The sequence below is a fragment of the Enterococcus sp. DIV2371 genome (assembly GCF_050498525.1).
Taxonomy (GTDB): Bacteria; Bacillota; Bacilli; order Lactobacillales; family Enterococcaceae; genus Enterococcus_B; species Enterococcus_B mangumiae.
Window position 1 is genome coordinate 874,493 of the sequence record NZ_JBIPAJ010000001.1, and the last position, 15,299, is coordinate 889,791.

The following is a 15,299-nucleotide window of genomic DNA, read 5'->3' on the forward strand; positions in this document are numbered from 1 at the left end:
AACTAGTCGAGTGGGATACCTTTGAATGGTTTTCCACAATTAGGACAAAACTTAGGAATACCATTTGAAAGATCCACCACTTCATTACATTCGCTACATTTCATTTCAAGCTTTGGTTGGCTATTCGCTACAGGTTTTGCCCCGCCACAATTTGAACAGAACTTCCCTGTATTTTCGGTGCCACAGACAGGGCAAGTCCACGTATCATTTGTGCCTTGAGCGGTTTGTTGATTTTGTTTTTCTTGTTGTTGTTTGATTTGGTCTTGATTGTTTTGTGAGGACTGTGCCAGATAAGAACCATTGGCATTCATCCCCATGCCCATACCCATGAAGCCTGTCATTGCACCGGCATCATTTTTACCAGCGGCTTCCATCCCACGAGCAATCGAGCCTTGGACATAACCTTCACGGACACTTGGATCACCTAACATTGCCCCTTCATTACGCATGTTGATCAGTTTGACTGAATCATCTGTATAAGAGATGCTAGCAACTGCGACAGAAACGATTTCCATGCCACGAAGCTCACGCCATGAATCATCTAAGGCTGTTCCCATGTATTTGCTTAGTTCCAAGCTTTTTGATGGGACATAAGAAATCCGTTGCCCATCAGCAGACATTTGGTTGATTGCTGATTGTAAAGCAGTTAAGAATTCTGCTAAATACTGTTCATTGATATCTGCGATTTCAACTTGTGTTTTGTTTTTAGGGATCGCATTTGTATAAAATAAAATCGGATCAGTGATGTGGATAGAATACGTTCCATGTGCACGTAGGAATAGCTCTGCATTATAGAAATTATCAAAGTAATTCAATGGCGCGCTTGTGCCAAATTTGATTCCTTTGATCTCTTGGAGATTGATATAGAATACTTGTTGTTTTTGTGGTGTGACGCCACCAAATTTAAAACGGTCGAAGGTTTCAGCGATTGCACCTTTCAATGAACCATTGAACATAGAAGGAGCGGCATCGTTTTTCACCGTATAGTAGCCTTCTTCAGCCGTATAATCGATGATTTTTCCGCCATCCACTAAGAGCATCATCATATTTGGATAAACATGAACGACAGTACCATCTGTCAATACGTCATCTGTTCCTTTTCGATTTGAACCACGTTTGTCATCTTTTCGTACTTTGACACCTTTAGTCATGACTGTTGTATCGCTCATATTATCTGGTTCAATGACCTCGATCCATTGATCTGCCAATCCGCCGCCGATCATACTAGTTGCTGCTTTAATAAGTCCCATAAAAAGTCCTCCCTTTGATCAATTATTTGTTACTAAGTATATGTTTGTATTATACCATAGGAGTATGAAAATGCTCTCAGTCGAAAGATGTAGAAAAAGAGAGGGGCGATTTTCCCACATTCCCTATTTATATATGAAGTTGACCATTTTTTTACAAGCTAGATAAAAGATGTTCAAAAGCAACTCCTTCAATGTTCCGTCTTATTATTCGGAGCTGCCCGGCTTTCTCACAACCTCTGATAAACGGTGTTCAAAAAGCTGACCTTCAACATTAAGCTAAAAAATTACAAAATATGAGGAGCTATTTTGCAATTTTCTATCTTACTGCTCAGGTCAAGGCGCTTTTTTCACAACCTCTGATAAACGGTGTTCAAGGAGCAGCACTTCGGTCATAAGCCAAAAAAATCAAAAATGAAAGAGCCATTTTCGATTTTTCTGTCTTATGCCTTAGTGCTGACCGCTCCTCTCACAACCTAATAAACTATAGTAGTTTTTTTATCCTAAATCACGTATAATAAAAGATAGTGAATTTTTCAAAAGAAGGGGGATCCTTATGGCATATCAAGCACTTTATCGTGTGTGGCGTTCACAGCGATTTGAAGATATCGTTGGACAAAAAGCTGTGACACAAACATTGAAAAATGCGATTGTTTCCCATAAAACCTCACATGCCTATTTGTTTACAGGACCAAGAGGGACAGGGAAAACAAGTGCGGCAAAAATATTTGCCAAGGCGATCAATTGCCCAAACAGTAAAGATGGTGAACCTTGTAATCATTGTGAGATGTGTCAGTCGATTACGACTGGAACGCAAGAAGACGTCATTGAAATCGATGCGGCAAGTAATAATGGTGTCGAAGAGATCCGTTTCATCAGAGACCGAGCAAATTATGCACCGACAAAAGCCGCTTACAAAATTTATATCATTGATGAAGTCCACATGCTTTCAACTGGGGCATTCAATGCCTTACTAAAAACACTGGAAGAACCAAAAGAAAGTGTTATTTTTATTTTAGCAACGACCGAACCGCACAAAATACCTGCAACGATCATTTCTCGAACACAACGTTTTGACTTTAAGCGAATCAATGCAGCGGATATCACCGAACACTTAGAATATATCTTGGATCAATCAGAGATCACCTATGAGGCACCTGCACTGACTGTCATCGCAAGAGCAGCAGAAGGTGGGATGCGCGATGCGTTGAGTATTCTTGACCAAGCGATTTCCTTTAGTAATGGGACGATCACGTTGGATGATGCGATGCAAGTCACAGGTAGTTTGACAAATGAGATGATGGATGCGTATCTGTCGGCTTGTTTCAACAAAGAGATCCCACAAGCCTTACAAGAATTGAATCAAATTTTAGCGGCAGGAAAAGAGTCGCGACGCTTTTTGGAAGATCTGCTGTCTTACTGTCGTGATTTATTGATGTATCAACAAGCACCGAATTTGTTAGAGGAAACTTCACATGTCAAAACAGAAACATTTACGACATTAGCGAAGGAGATTCCAGCACAGCGGTTGTTCCAGACGATTCAAATTTTGAGTGATACACAAAATGAGGTACGGTTTACGAATAGTGCGACGATTTATTTAGAGGTTGCGACTGTGAAACTGGCACAAGCTTCAGCAGCTGTCAGTCAACAAGCGCCAAGTGAAACCGACCAGCAACAAGTGAAGCAACTCCAACAAGAGATCCAAGAACTAAAAAAAGAGATCAAAGAGATCAAAAATGGTACGGTGAAAGTCGCGACCAATCAGCAAACGACACAAGCACCTGTTCAGAAAAAACAGCCAAGTACGTACCGTATTCCGACTGAACGGGTGTATAATGTATTAAAAGAAGCAACAAGAAAACACTTGAATGATGTAAAAGAAGTCTGGGATGATCTTTTGATGAGTTTGTCGGTCACGCAACGAGCAATGTTAAAAGCGAGTGAACCAGTTGCGGCTGGTCCAAGTGGGCTTGTCATTGCGTTTGATTATGAGATCGTCTGTCAACGAGCAGCAAATGATGAAGAACTGCAATTAGCGATCCATAATCAACTTAGCCGAATGATCAAAGACTATGCGCCTGAACCTGTGTATATCACAAGGGAAAGCTGGCCAGGTCTAAGAAAGAATTACCTTGTTCAAGTAAAAGACGGAGGAGCAGAAGAATCGTTTGCGTCTGATGATGAGTCGGATGAGATCGAATTGATCCCTCAAGAACAAACAAACCAAGAAAATGTAGTGACGAAAGCTGAAGAACTTTTTGGTTCAGCAGTCACAGTAATCGATGATTAGAAAAGGAGAGCGATAACAATGATGCGCGGAATGGGAAATATGCAAGGGATGATGAAACAAGTCCAAAAAATGCAAAAAGAAATGGGACAAGCCCAAGAAAAACTAAATGAAACAGAATTTACTGGTAGCTCTACGAATGATTTAGTCAAAGTAGTTTTCACTGGAAATCGTCGAATGAAAGATATCCAGATCAAAGAGGAAGTCGTTGATCCAGAAGATACAGAAATGCTACAAGATTTGATCGTGATGGCTGTCAATGACGTATTAGAAAAAATCGATACAGAATCAGAAAAAACAATGGGAAAATATACTAAGGGCTTACCCTTTTAAGTTTTCCTGAAGGGGAAATGAACATGCAATATCCAGAACCAATTGCAAAACTGATCGACAGTTATATGAGACTACCAGGTATTGGTCAAAAAACAGCGACAAGATTGGCTTTTTATACGATCGATATGAAGGATGAAGTAGTCAACGAATTTGCTAAGGCATTATTGAGCGTCAAACGTGATCTGCATTTTTGCAGTATTTGCGGAAATATCACAGAAGAGGACCCTTGTGAGATCTGTAAAGATCCATCAAGAGATCGTGGCATCATTTTAGTCGTCGAAGAACCAAAAGATGTCATGGCGATGGAGAAAATGCGGGAGTATCGCGGGTTGTATCATGTACTACATGGGGTGTTGTCTCCAATGGAAGGCACTGGGCCAGAAGATATCAATATTCCTCCTCTCTTGCAACGCCTGCATGATGCAGAAGTCCAAGAAGTGATCATCGCCACCAATGCAACAACTGAAGGAGAAGCAACAGCAATCTACCTTTCACGCTTGATCAAACCAGCGGGGATCAAAGTCACACGTTTAGCTCATGGCTTATCCGTTGGTTCCGATATCGAATATGCGGATGAAGTGACTTTATTAAAAGCGGTCGAAGGTAGACGTGAATTATAATTTTTTGACATACATTTGAGTATGTCAATTTGATCGACAAGACTTTTCCGATACAATATAGAAGCAAGAGAAGAGATGGAGGCAAAAGTGTGAACGGCTTATTTATTACGATCGAGGGACCGGATGGTGCAGGTAAAACAAGTATCATCAATGAGTTATTTCCTCTTTTACAAGAAGTAGCAAAAACAGAGATCATTCAAACTCGAGAACCAGGAGGAATACCGATCGCTGAACAAATTCGTGCAGTGATCCTTGATCCGAAAAATGATCGCATGGACGAACGGACAGAAAGTTTGTTATACGCAGCTGCGCGAAGACAACACTTAGTCGAAAAAGTTTTACCCGCACTTTCAAGTGGGAAAATCGTTTTATGTGATCGCTTTGTCGATAGTTCTTTGGCTTATCAAGGTGCTGGTCGACGGATCGGTATCGATGAGATTGCTGAGTTGAATGAATTTGCTACAGAAGGGACAACGCCTGATTTTACTCTCTATCTTGATGTGGACTCTGACACAGGGTTACGTCGCATCGCAAAAAATCGACAAAACCAAATCGATCGCTTAGATTCAGAAGGATTAGAGTTCCACCAGCGTGTGCGTCATGCGTACTTGAAACTGGCAGAGGAACATCCGGAACGTATCCATAAGATCGATGCAAGAAATAGTTTTGAAGAAGTGTTACAATTGAGTTACCACGCAATTATCAACCAATTTCCACAATATTTTGAAAGTCAGGAAGGTGAACGTAAATGAAAATCATTTTAGCAATCATTCAAGATAAAGATAGCAACCGTTTGTCCAACGAATTGATCGATGCCAATATTCGTGCCACTAAATTATCTTCGACTGGTGGGTTCCTTAAAGCCGGAAACAGCACATTTATCGTGGGTATCGAAGACGATCGTGTCGAAGAAGCATTAGAGATCATCAAAAAAACGTGCGAGTCAAGAAAACAATTTGTTTCTACTCCAGTAACGTTAGATATTTCAATGGACGGTGGCGTTCCTTATCCTGTAGAAGTTGAAGTAGGCGGAGCAACAGTCTTTGTCTTACCAGTTGAAGGATTCCACCATTTTTAGGAGGAAGTATGGCTGAAGAAACTGTACTTGCGCAAATGCAACCTCTCGTGTATCAACAACTTCAACGAAGTTTTGAGCATGGGCGTCTCGCTCATGCTTATCTTTTTGAAGGTGAAATGGGCACAGGAAAACATGAGATGGGCATTTGGTTAGCGCAACATTTATATTGTACGCAAATGAACGAACAACAGCCTTGTGGCGTATGTAATAATTGTCAACGAATAAAAAACCAAGAGCATCCGGATGTACTTGTTCTTTCACCGGAAGGTCAATCGATCAAAGTCGAACAGATCCGACGCTTACAGACAGAGTTTAGTCGAAGCGGATATGAATCAAGAAAAAAAGTATTCTTGATCCAAGAAGCAGAGAAAATGAACGCGAGTGCGGCAAACAGCTTGCTGAAATTTTTAGAAGAGCCACCAGGTGATTTTCTGGCGATTTTAGAAACGGAAGCGATTGGTCGGATTTTACCGACGATCCAATCTCGTTGTCAAACACTCCATTTCCAAGAATTATCAAAAGGTTCATTGATCCAAAAATTACAAGAACAGCAAATTTCTGCGGAAAAAGCGAAACTTTTAGCGTTCTTGACGAACAGTTTAGGAAAAGCAGTTGAAATCTCAGATGATGAATGGTTTAATGAGGCTAAGGACTTGATTTATCAATGGTTTGTCTACTTGGATAAACGAGATACACAAGCATTTATCTATGTCCAAAAACGATTGGTGAAAGCATTTAAAGAGAAAAGCCAACAATTTACCGGTTTTTCAATCTTGATGTATTATTATCAGGAAGCTCAAAAACAGGCGATAACATCTGGGGAGTATGGTAAAGTCAAACGGCTGAATCAAACGATTGAACGCATTTTGGTCGCAGAACAAAAACTGCGTAGCAATGTGAGTTTTCAAGCCGTCGCTGAGCAATTCGTATTACAAACGATTTTTTGATTTGTCAATTTATATTTTGCGAAATCAAGGAGGCCGCAAATGGTAGAAGTAGTAGGTGTCCGTTATAGAGATGCTGGTCATGTCTATTATTTTACACCCGGAGATTCAGAATATTCATACAATGATAAAGTGTTAGTCGAGTCTCAGCAAACTTTACATATCGCAACGGTTGCTATTCCCAAAAGAGATATTGATCTGGAAGATTTACCTGAAACCATCAATCCCATTTTGCATAAAGCAACGACTGCTGAGCTGAAAAAAAGCAAAAAAAACGAAGAAGATTCAAAAAAAGCTTTTTTGATTGCGAAAGAAAAGATTAGATTTAGAAAATTAGAAATGAAGATCGTCCACGTTGAATACACATTTGACCGAAGCAAATTGACTTTTTATTTTGCGGCAGATGGGCGCATCGATTTTCGTGAATTAGTGAAAGACCTTGCTGCTGTTTTTCGTACAAGGATCGAATTGAAACAAATTGGTGTTCGTGATGAAGCGAAGATGATCGGAAGTATTGGGCCTTGTGGGCGACCACTATGTTGCTCGTCTTTCTTGGGAGATTTCGTTCCTGTTTCGATCAAAATGGCAAAGGAACAAGGTTTATCACTGAATCCAACTAAAATATCTGGCTTGTGTGGTCGCTTGATGTGCTGTTTACAGTATGAAAGTGAAGCATATGAAGCCGCAAAAAAAGAACTCCCTGACTTTGGGAAAATACTTGAAACTCCTGATGGTAAAGGGAAAGTCGTAGGGTTAAATCTGCTCAGTCGCTTAGTGAGTGTGCGACTGAACGGACGGGAGAATCCTGTTGAATATGAATGGGATGAACTAAAAAATTTCATCCAAGTAGGTGAGATGAATGGATAAGAGATCATTATATGATGGGTTGAACCAATTGGAGTCAGAGTTACGAAATACATTGACTGAACTAGTCGAGATGAAACATGCACTGCATGAGATCGTTGAGAAAAATACCACGTTAGAAATGGAAAATCAACGATTACGTGAACATCTACGTGAATTGAACCAAGTGGCGCAAGCTCCAGCTGAAAATGCAAAACAAGAACTATCAAAATCCCGAATGAATCTGGAAAAGATTTATGAAGAAGGATTTCATGTTTGTTATGATTTGTATGGTTCAAGACGTGAAAATGATGAACCTTGTGCGTTCTGTTTAGAAGTGATCTATCGAGAAAGTGGACGCTAGATCATTTGATCTAGTTGCTTTTTTCACGGTTGGTGAATACCGCAAAGCATTCTTGTTTTGCAGTATTCGTCGTTGAACGATCCATAAAATTTTTAAATTAGAGTAACTTCCTTTACTGAACTTCTGAACGAGAAAGCCCACGGTTTTTAATCGTGGGAGGATAGTGAAGTAGGTATGAAAGTTCACCTTAGAGAACTCGAAGACCTAAAACTATGTGCTTTCTCGTTTTTTAATTGTCTTTGTTTCGTAATTGTAATGGTTATACATACGAAAAGGTGGTATGTTTTTGCTATGGAAGACTATCGCCGAACCAAAACAACCTTAAGCTTCATCAACTATCATTTCGTTTTTTGTCCTCGATACCGTAGAAAGATTTTTCTAAATCAAAAATTAGATAAGCGATTTAAAGAGTTGATCAATCAAATTGCTGAAAATGAAGAATTTAAAATTATTGCTTTAGAAACAGATAAGGATCATTGTCATTTATTCTTAAATGCACGCCCAACGTATAGTCCTGCGGATATAATGGCGAAAGTGAAAGGTGGAACTTCAAGAATTTTGCGTGATGAATTCCCAGAGCTAAAAGCGATGCCTAGCCTGTGGACACGCAGTTATTTCGTATCCACCGCATCTAGTCAAACAATCAAACGATAGGTTGAAAATCAACGAAAGAGGTGAACATTTCATGACTCAATCCATGACAGTGAAAATAAAACTGAAACCGACGAAATCAGATAGAGAGTTAATCCGCTCTTCTTCTTTGGTCTATATTGCGACAGTTAATTCTCTAGTTTCAGAAATGGTGAGTAATGAAAAAATCACCAAAAAATCATCTAAGGACATTAACGTGTCCCTCAATAGTGCTGTTAAAAATCAAGCGATTCGTGAGGCCAAATCTGTTTTTCAAAAAGCAAAGAAAAGCAAATTTAAAAAGATTCCTGTATTGAAAAAGCCAGTTATTATATGGAATAATCAAAACTTCACTGTTTGTCCGTCGAGCATCCGTATGCCTTTTGTGATTAATGGTAAATCTAAAAAAATTGAAATTCCCGCAACCATCTTAGCGTATGAACGTTCGTTGTTAAATCAAGCGAGTAAAGTCGGTACACTAAGAATCACTAAAAAAGGGAATAAGTACATAGCCCAAATTTCGATTGAAATTTCAGAAAGAATAACAACATCTGTTAAAACAATGGGTGTAGATTTAGGGATAAAAATACCTGCAGTATGTTGCACAGATGAACATGAAGTTAAGTTTGCTGGTAATGGTCGAATGAACAAATATGTTCGTCGTTATCATAACTCCCGTAGGAAAGAATTAGGTCATGCTAAAAAGCTGAATGCTATAAAAAAATCTAAAGATAAAGAACAACGTTGGATGAAAGACCAAGACCATAAAATTAGTCGTGAAATCATAAATTTTGCGATCAACCACAATGTGGGAATGATTCGCTTAGAAAAACTGGCGAATATTCGCAAACAGACAAGAAAAAGTCGTAAAAACAACCATTCTTTAAGTAATTGGTCATTCTATCGTTTAGCTTCTTATATTGAATACAAAGCACATTTAGTAGGTATCAAAGTTGAATATGTTCATCCCGCCTATACAAGTCAGAGGTGTCCAGATTGCGGACAGAAACATCGTGCAAAAGACCGTAGGTATCATTGTATTAATTGTGGCTATGTTGGACATCGTGATGTTGTCGGTGCTAAAAATATTATTTATGCACCTGTACTTGATGGTAAAAGTCAAGTAGCCTAAACAGCTATATGCTCTGGTTTAGGATGGGGTATTGGCATACCCTTAGCTTTGGGCTAGTACAAAACAGAAATGGACAGCGTACGGTTTAGCACCAAAGAATCCCACCTCAATCCCTAAGGAATGAGGCTTGCGCCTTAAGTCGTGGGAGTGTCAATCTGTTTAATAAGGAGAATCATATGCATAATCAAAAGAGTTTTAAAGGGAATCATGTAGTTGGAACGCTTTATCTCGTTCCTACACCGATCGGGAACTTAGAGGATATGAGCGTCCGTAGTGTGCGAACATTACAGGAAGCTGATATGATCGCGAGTGAGGATACACGCAATACACAAAAACTGTTGAACCATTTCGAGGTCTCAACACCTCAAAAAAGTTTGCATGAACATAATTATAAGGAACGTATTCCACAATTGATCGACTGGTTAAAAGAAGGCAAAACGATTGCACAAGTAAGTGATGCGGGAATGCCGTCAATCAGTGACCCGGGACATGAGCTGGTTGTTGCTTGTATCAAGGAAGATATTCCAGTCGTTGCGTTACCAGGACCGACAGCGGGAATAACTGCATTGATTGCTTCAGGACTGGTGCCACAACCATTTTTATTCTATGGTTTTCTTCCTAGAAAGAAAAAGGAACAGCAAGAGGTACTGACCTCTCTTGGCGCTCAAAAAGCAACCTTGATTTTTTACGAATCACCTTATCGAGTAGCCGCAACATTAACTAATATGTTAGAAGTATTCGGTAATCGTCAAGTTGTGCTTTGTCGTGAATTGACGAAGATCCACGAAGAATACTTACGTGGAGACATCGAAGAATTACTGGCTTATTTAGAAAATCAGCCGATCAAAGGAGAATGTTGTTTACTCGTTGAAGGAAGCAATGAAGAAATTGCACCGACTGAACAACTTCAAGGTACGTTGAAAGAGCAAGTTCAACAATTGATTGATCAAGGTGAAAAGCCGAATGCGGCAATCAAAACGATCGCAGTAAAAAATGGGATCAAGAAACAAGAAGTTTATCGTCAGTTCCATGAACTAGATGAGTAGAAATTTAGCGAAAAAGATTGTTCAAAAGTTTGAGGTTGGGACAGAAGTGTTTCTTCGAAGAGGTTACTTCTATTCCAGATACCTTTTGAATAGTCTTTTTTGTTCTCAGAAAATAAACAGAGTAAGATAGACATAGTTAGTTACAGAAGTACCACCTCACTTGAAAGGGAACAAAGGTTCGTGTATAATGAAGTGGGGTGAGTCTGATGGAGCTACAGTTTCCTTTACATAATGATACGTCTAGAAAAATCATTCATATCGATATGGATGCTTTTTTCGCGTCCGTTGAAGAACGAGATCATCCTGAGCTTCGTGGGAAACCATTAGTGATCGCCAGACATCCCAGCGACACAGGTGGGCGTGGTGTGGTGACCACGGCCAACTATGAAGCACGTAAGTACGGTATCCATTCTGCTATGAGTGCCCAAAAAGCCTACGAGCTTTGTCCAAATGCGATCTTCAAACCTGGAGATCATCAAAAATATAGTGAGATATCAAAAGAAGTCAGAGAGATTTTTTATCGCTACACGGACTTGGTCGAGCCGGTAAGTATTGATGAAGCCTATTTAGATGTCACGAATAATAAAATCGATTGTAAATCGGCGATCAAGATTGCTCGCATGATCCAACTTGATATTTGGCAAACCGTCCATCTGACTTGTTCTGCTGGTGTCAGTTACAATAAATTTCTAGCGAAGCTTGCCTCAGATTTTCAAAAACCTAAAGGCATGACAGTTGTTACCCCCGAAGAAGCGATAGATTTTTTAAAAGCTTTACCAATCGAAAAATTTCATGGTGTTGGCAAAAAAACGGTCCCTAAAATGCACGAATTAGGTATCTTTACAGGGGAAGACCTTTATAAATGCAGCGAAATGATGTTGATCCAACAGTTCGGTAAAATGGGGTATTCATTGTATCGAAAAGTGAGAGGTATCCATGATTCACCAGTCAACGTCACAAGAGAGCGTAAGTCAGTGGGGAAAGAGCATACGTATGGACAACCATTACGAACAGAAGAGGAAGTTCTCGGGCAGTTGAGGCAGTTAGCTGAGAAAGTCGAAGCCTCGTTAAGACGTGTCCAGAAGCATGGAAAAACGGTTGTTTTGAAGGTACGCTACACTGATTATTCCACGGTAACGAAACGAGTGACATTGCCAGAATATGTTTATAAAAAAGAAGCGCTGTTTTATCAAGCAAGCTTGATATGGGAAGAGATCTTAGGAATCGAAAAGGGGATTCGTTTACTAGGTATCACGTTAACGAATTTAGACCCGATGACGTATGAGAATATTGTTTTACCTTTGTGGGAAACGAATGATATGGAATCTGAAATAGAATAGGAAATGCCCCAGCTAAGCCAAAATAAAAGTGTATTTTAGGCTTAGTTGGGGCATTCGCTATTTATAGAAAGCAATAGAGTATGTTTAAATCAACTCTTGTTTTTTTATTTGTTCATACGTTTGTGTCGCATCTGTACATTTGTCCCAGATGACTACTTGTTTTTCAGCGAGTGATCGTTGGACGTCAATGATTCGCTGATTACTGCTTCCACGAAATTGCAATTTGAAATCTCGTTTTGACCATTCGAAACGACCATCGACTAAAATGTCGATTTTCGAGAGCAGTTCAAGTTTATCTTCAGAATCCTGTAATAATTCATCAAATGTATAGCCGGTCCATGACCAGATATCTTTGCGATGACCGAATTCTTGGCGAATCCGATCGACTATACGTAGACAAACATTTGTATTCAAAAAAGGTTCACCGCCCAAGAGGGTCAATCCTTGTACATAATCATTGCGCAGATCGGCCATGATCTGTTCTTCTAATTCTGTAGTGAATGGTTTGCCGTAACGGAAATTCTGAGCAGCTTTATTAAAACAACCTTCACAAGCAAATAAACAGCCACTGACATACAAACTGTTACGAACACCTTCGCCATCCACAAAGTTGAACGGTTTATAATCGGCGATATAGTCATGACTATAATCTTGGGCCAGCCATTCTTTTGGTTTAGGATTTCTCATAGTAAAACTTCTTTCATTATAAAATGGTATTCGTTATAAAGGTTCTTTAAGGTCGTAGAGAGTGTAAGAAAATCGGACATGCTAGTCTTATTACTCAGTGCTGAACGCTTCTTTCACAACCTTATCGACGGTGTTCAAGAAGCAACACTTCGGTAATAAGTCAAAAAAATCTAAAATGAAAAAGCCATTTTTGATTTTTCTGTCTTATTACTCAGTGCTGAACGCTTCTTTCACAACCTTACTTCATATGTTTGACGCGTGACGAGATTTCTTTGTGTCTGCCGTGGACCATTGGGCGGGCTTGTGGGTTTCCTAAGTAGCCACATGTTCGTTTGACTACGTCACATGATTTTGGATCGTGATTGCCGCATTCTGGGCATTCAAAACCGCGTTCTGTTGGTTGGAAATCTCCTTCAAAACCACATTGGTAACAATGATCGATTGGTGTATTGGTACCTAAGTAGCCGACTTTATCATAGGCAAAGTCCCAAACAGCTTCTAACGCTTTAGGATTTTGTTGTAAGACTGGGTATTCACAGTAATGGATAAAGCCGCCTGAACAGTATTTTGGATAGTCTTTTTCAAACTCAAGTTTTTCAAATGGTGTTGGATTTTTACGCACATCATAATGGAAACTATTTGTGTAGTATTCTTTGTCAGTGATATTTTCAACGAGTCCGAATTTTTCGGTATCTAATCGACAAAAACGATCGGTCAAACTTTCACTTGGCGTAGAGTACACGCTGAAGTGATAACCGTATTCATTGCCCCAATCATCTGCTTTTTCTTTGAGTTTTTTCACGATATCAAGAGTGAAGTTTTTGGCTTCGGCATTGTTTTCCCACTCACCGCCAAAGAAAGAAGCAGCAACTTCATAAAGTCCGATGTAGCCCATTGAAACTGTTGCACGACGATTTTTGAATAATTCGTCTACAGCGTCTGTCCGAGATAATCGTTTGCCAAATGCACCATACATATAAAGGATCGGAGCGTTAGCAGGGATGGCTTCTTTACAGCGCTCAACACGATAAACTAAGGCATCTTTCATGATCGATAAACGATCTGACAGTAATTGCCAGAATTTTTCTTGGTCGCCATTTGCTTCTAAAGCGATCCGTGGTAAGTTCAATGTAACGACACCTAGGTTCATTCGTCCTACATTCACTTCTTCGCCATTTTCGTCTTTCCATCCTTGTAAGAAGGAACGACAGCCCATTGGCACTTTGAAGCTGCCAGTCAATTCAACGATCTTGTCATAATTTAGAATATCTGGATACATTCTTTTTGTGGCACACTCTAATGCGAGTTGTTTGATGTCATAGTTTGGATCAGTCGGTTTCAAATTGATGCCATCTTTTAGCGTAAATATCAATTTAGGGAAGATCGCCGTTCTTTTTTCACTGCCGAGTCCGTTGATTCGAATTTGTAAAATTGCTTTTTGGATTTCTCGTTCAAACCAGTTTTCACCTAGACCGAAGCCAAGTGAAGTAAAAGGGGTTTGTCCGTTTGAAGTGAATAGCGTATTGATCTCATATTCCAAACTTTGCATCGCATCAAAAATATCTTTTTTCGTTTTTGCTTTTGCGTATGCTTCTTGACGTTCTGATGTTTCGATCCATTCTTTGGCTTCGCTCAGATGCTTTTTATAATTTAATTCTGCAAAAGGAGCAAGTAATTCATCTGTTCGATCGGCAGAGCAACCACCATATTGGCTAGATGCAACATTTGCAATGATCTGTGAGATCTGGGCAGTTGCTGTTTGGATCGATTTTGGTGATTCAACTTCAGCATTACCGATTTTAAACCCATTGTTCAACATCCCTTTGAAGTCGATCAAACAGCAGTTTGTCATCGGAGTATATGGATGATAATCCAGATCGTGATAATGGATATCGCCTTTTTGATGCGCATTTGCAATATGTGGTGGGAGTAGTTTTAATCCGATTGATTTCCCTACGATCCCAGCAGTCAAGTCACGCTGTGTATTGAAAACATTGCTGTCTTTATTCGCATTTTCATTGACAACACTTTGATCCTTATTGATCAGTTTCTCGATTGAAAAGTTGATATCTGTCGCCTTGCTGCGAGCAAAATCGCGTTTTGTTCGATAGTTGATATATTCTTCTGCTAAGGCATATTCGTTTTTTTCTAGCAAGATATGTTCCACGATGTTTTGGATCTCGTAGATTTTTACGTTATGTGCGAAGCGATCTTTGATTTCTTTGATCACAAGTTCAGCGATGGATTGGATCTTTTCATACGTAATAGGAGATAAGGAACCATGAATTTTCTTTTCTGCTTTGATCAGTGCGGCATTTATTTTCTGCTCATCAAAAGGTACCTCGCGTCCATCACGTTTGATGACAGTCATTTGTTTTGTTTCAGGCTGTTTTTCGAGTACAGCCATTTCTTGATCTGTTCGTTTCATTTTCTTCAGCTCCTACAAAATAGTTCTTGTCTATCATAAAACAAATTGAAGAAAGGAGCAACTGATTATCTGCTACATATAGTGTTTTATCACTGCATAATTGAATGAGTATACTATATATGGTGTATATTATCTTGTGAAAAAAAGTGAAAACGTACGGTATCAGCTTTTGAAAAATACGAATTATTTTTTTTTGAATAAAAAAATTGAATAAAAAAATTTCAAAGGTAATTTTCGTGTGTGATGAGGTGACAAAATCAAAAGGGAAAAAAATGGAAGGATATGCTACTATTCAATTAAGGATAATGGTGGAGGAC

General features: G+C 39.4%; 15 protein-coding genes. 12 read left to right on the plus strand and 3 right to left on the minus strand.

Translation table 11 applies throughout. The features are described 5' to 3' along the window. Positions 1 to 2: 2 nt before the first annotated feature. On the minus strand, positions 3 to 1,250 hold the full coding sequence (locus IGL24_RS04060) for an SPFH domain-containing protein (protein ID WP_206856581.1): 1,248 nt from the start codon (positions 1,248 to 1,250) through the stop codon (positions 3 to 5). 553 nt (positions 1,251 to 1,803) lie between these two features. Between IGL24_RS04060 and dnaX the strand changes: the two genes are divergently transcribed. From dnaX to dinB, 12 genes are all read left to right on the plus strand, one after another. Then, positions 1,804 to 3,540, plus strand: a complete 1,737-nt coding sequence (gene dnaX / locus IGL24_RS04065; protein ID WP_206856583.1) for a DNA polymerase III subunit gamma/tau — start codon at positions 1,804 to 1,806, stop codon at positions 3,538 to 3,540. 18 nt (positions 3,541 to 3,558) lie between these two features. After that, positions 3,559 to 3,870, plus strand: a complete 312-nt coding sequence (locus IGL24_RS04070; RefSeq protein WP_206856585.1) for a YbaB/EbfC family nucleoid-associated protein — start codon at positions 3,559 to 3,561, stop codon at positions 3,868 to 3,870. A 23-nt stretch (positions 3,871 to 3,893) separates the two neighbouring features. Beyond that, entirely contained in the window at positions 3,894 to 4,490 is a 597-nt protein-coding gene (gene recR, locus IGL24_RS04075) for a recombination mediator RecR (protein WP_206856587.1), read from the plus strand. 89 nt (positions 4,491 to 4,579) lie between these two features. After that, on the plus strand, positions 4,580 to 5,242 hold the full coding sequence (gene tmk, locus IGL24_RS04080; protein ID WP_206856588.1) for a dTMP kinase: 663 nt from the start codon (positions 4,580 to 4,582) through the stop codon (positions 5,240 to 5,242). Further along, entirely contained in the window at positions 5,239 to 5,568 is a 330-nt protein-coding gene (locus tag IGL24_RS04085; protein WP_010736048.1) for a cyclic-di-AMP receptor, read from the plus strand. Before tmk ends, IGL24_RS04085 begins: the two co-directional genes overlap by 4 nt. A gap of 8 nt (positions 5,569 to 5,576) precedes the next feature. Further along, positions 5,577 to 6,515, plus strand: a complete 939-nt coding sequence (holB, locus tag IGL24_RS04090) for a DNA polymerase III subunit delta' (RefSeq protein ID WP_207699406.1) — start codon at positions 5,577 to 5,579, stop codon at positions 6,513 to 6,515. Between the two features lie 39 nt (positions 6,516 to 6,554). Continuing rightward, positions 6,555 to 7,379, plus strand: coding sequence for a PSP1 domain-containing protein (locus IGL24_RS04095; RefSeq protein ID WP_207114806.1), 825 nt, complete (start codon positions 6,555 to 6,557; stop codon positions 7,377 to 7,379). Continuing rightward, positions 7,372 to 7,719: a DNA replication initiation control protein YabA gene (locus IGL24_RS04100; protein ID WP_010736045.1), complete on the plus strand. Its 348-nt coding sequence runs from the start codon at positions 7,372 to 7,374 to the stop codon at positions 7,717 to 7,719. The genes IGL24_RS04095 and IGL24_RS04100 overlap by 8 nt, the downstream gene beginning before the upstream one ends. Before the next feature lie 291 nt (positions 7,720 to 8,010). Then, the gene (tnpA, locus tag IGL24_RS04105) at positions 8,011 to 8,373 is read left to right on the plus strand and encodes an IS200/IS605 family transposase (RefSeq protein ID WP_207699407.1); all 363 of its coding nucleotides are present in this window, start codon (positions 8,011 to 8,013) and stop codon (positions 8,371 to 8,373) included. Positions 8,374 to 8,416: 43 nt separating this feature from the next. Beyond that, positions 8,417 to 9,481, plus strand: a complete 1,065-nt coding sequence (locus IGL24_RS04110; RefSeq protein WP_429968396.1) for an RNA-guided endonuclease InsQ/TnpB family protein — start codon at positions 8,417 to 8,419, stop codon at positions 9,479 to 9,481. Between the two features lie 176 nt (positions 9,482 to 9,657). Further along, positions 9,658 to 10,527 (plus strand): 16S rRNA (cytidine(1402)-2'-O)-methyltransferase, encoded by an 870-nt coding sequence (gene rsmI / locus IGL24_RS04115; protein ID WP_206856591.1) that lies wholly within the window; start codon positions 9,658 to 9,660, stop codon positions 10,525 to 10,527. Between the two features lie 203 nt (positions 10,528 to 10,730). Continuing rightward, entirely contained in the window at positions 10,731 to 11,867 is a 1,137-nt protein-coding gene (gene dinB / locus IGL24_RS04120; RefSeq protein WP_207699415.1) for a DNA polymerase IV, read from the plus strand. Positions 11,868 to 11,951: 84 nt separating this feature from the next. Here the strand turns inward: dinB and nrdG are convergent, their stop codons facing one another. Both nrdG and nrdD read right to left on the minus strand, forming a co-directional pair. Continuing rightward, positions 11,952 to 12,554: an anaerobic ribonucleoside-triphosphate reductase activating protein gene (nrdG, locus tag IGL24_RS04125; protein ID WP_206856592.1), complete on the minus strand. Its 603-nt coding sequence runs from the start codon at positions 12,552 to 12,554 to the stop codon at positions 11,952 to 11,954. Between the two features lie 238 nt (positions 12,555 to 12,792). After that, positions 12,793 to 14,982 (minus strand): anaerobic ribonucleoside-triphosphate reductase, encoded by a 2,190-nt coding sequence (gene nrdD, locus IGL24_RS04130; protein WP_206856593.1) that lies wholly within the window; start codon positions 14,980 to 14,982, stop codon positions 12,793 to 12,795. Positions 14,983 to 15,299 lie beyond the last annotated feature (317 nt).

Bases quoted from the DNA above. Each gene is read 5' to 3' on its own strand.
- IGL24_RS04060 (WP_206856581.1), bottom strand. From the start codon at position 1,250: ATGGGACTTATTAAAGCAGCAACTAGTATGATCGGCGGCGGATTGGCA.
- dnaX (WP_206856583.1), top strand. From the start codon at position 1,804: ATGGCATATCAAGCACTTTATCGTGTGTGGCGTTCACAGCGATTTGAA.
- IGL24_RS04070 (WP_206856585.1), top strand. From the start codon at position 3,559: ATGATGCGCGGAATGGGAAATATGCAAGGGATGATGAAACAAGTCCAA.
- recR (WP_206856587.1), top strand. From the start codon at position 3,894: ATGCAATATCCAGAACCAATTGCAAAACTGATCGACAGTTATATGAGA.
- IGL24_RS04085 (WP_010736048.1), top strand. From the start codon at position 5,239: ATGAAAATCATTTTAGCAATCATTCAAGATAAAGATAGCAACCGTTTG.
- holB (WP_207699406.1), top strand. From the start codon at position 5,577: ATGGCTGAAGAAACTGTACTTGCGCAAATGCAACCTCTCGTGTATCAA.
- IGL24_RS04095 (WP_207114806.1), top strand. From the start codon at position 6,555: ATGGTAGAAGTAGTAGGTGTCCGTTATAGAGATGCTGGTCATGTCTAT.
- IGL24_RS04100 (WP_010736045.1), top strand. From the start codon at position 7,372: ATGGATAAGAGATCATTATATGATGGGTTGAACCAATTGGAGTCAGAG.
- tnpA (WP_207699407.1), top strand. From the start codon at position 8,011: ATGGAAGACTATCGCCGAACCAAAACAACCTTAAGCTTCATCAACTAT.
- IGL24_RS04110 (WP_429968396.1), top strand. From the start codon at position 8,417: ATGACAGTGAAAATAAAACTGAAACCGACGAAATCAGATAGAGAGTTA.
- rsmI (WP_206856591.1), top strand. From the start codon at position 9,658: ATGCATAATCAAAAGAGTTTTAAAGGGAATCATGTAGTTGGAACGCTT.
- nrdG (WP_206856592.1), bottom strand. From the start codon at position 12,554: ATGAGAAATCCTAAACCAAAAGAATGGCTGGCCCAAGATTATAGTCAT.
- nrdD (WP_206856593.1), bottom strand. From the start codon at position 14,982: ATGAAACGAACAGATCAAGAAATGGCTGTACTCGAAAAACAGCCTGAA.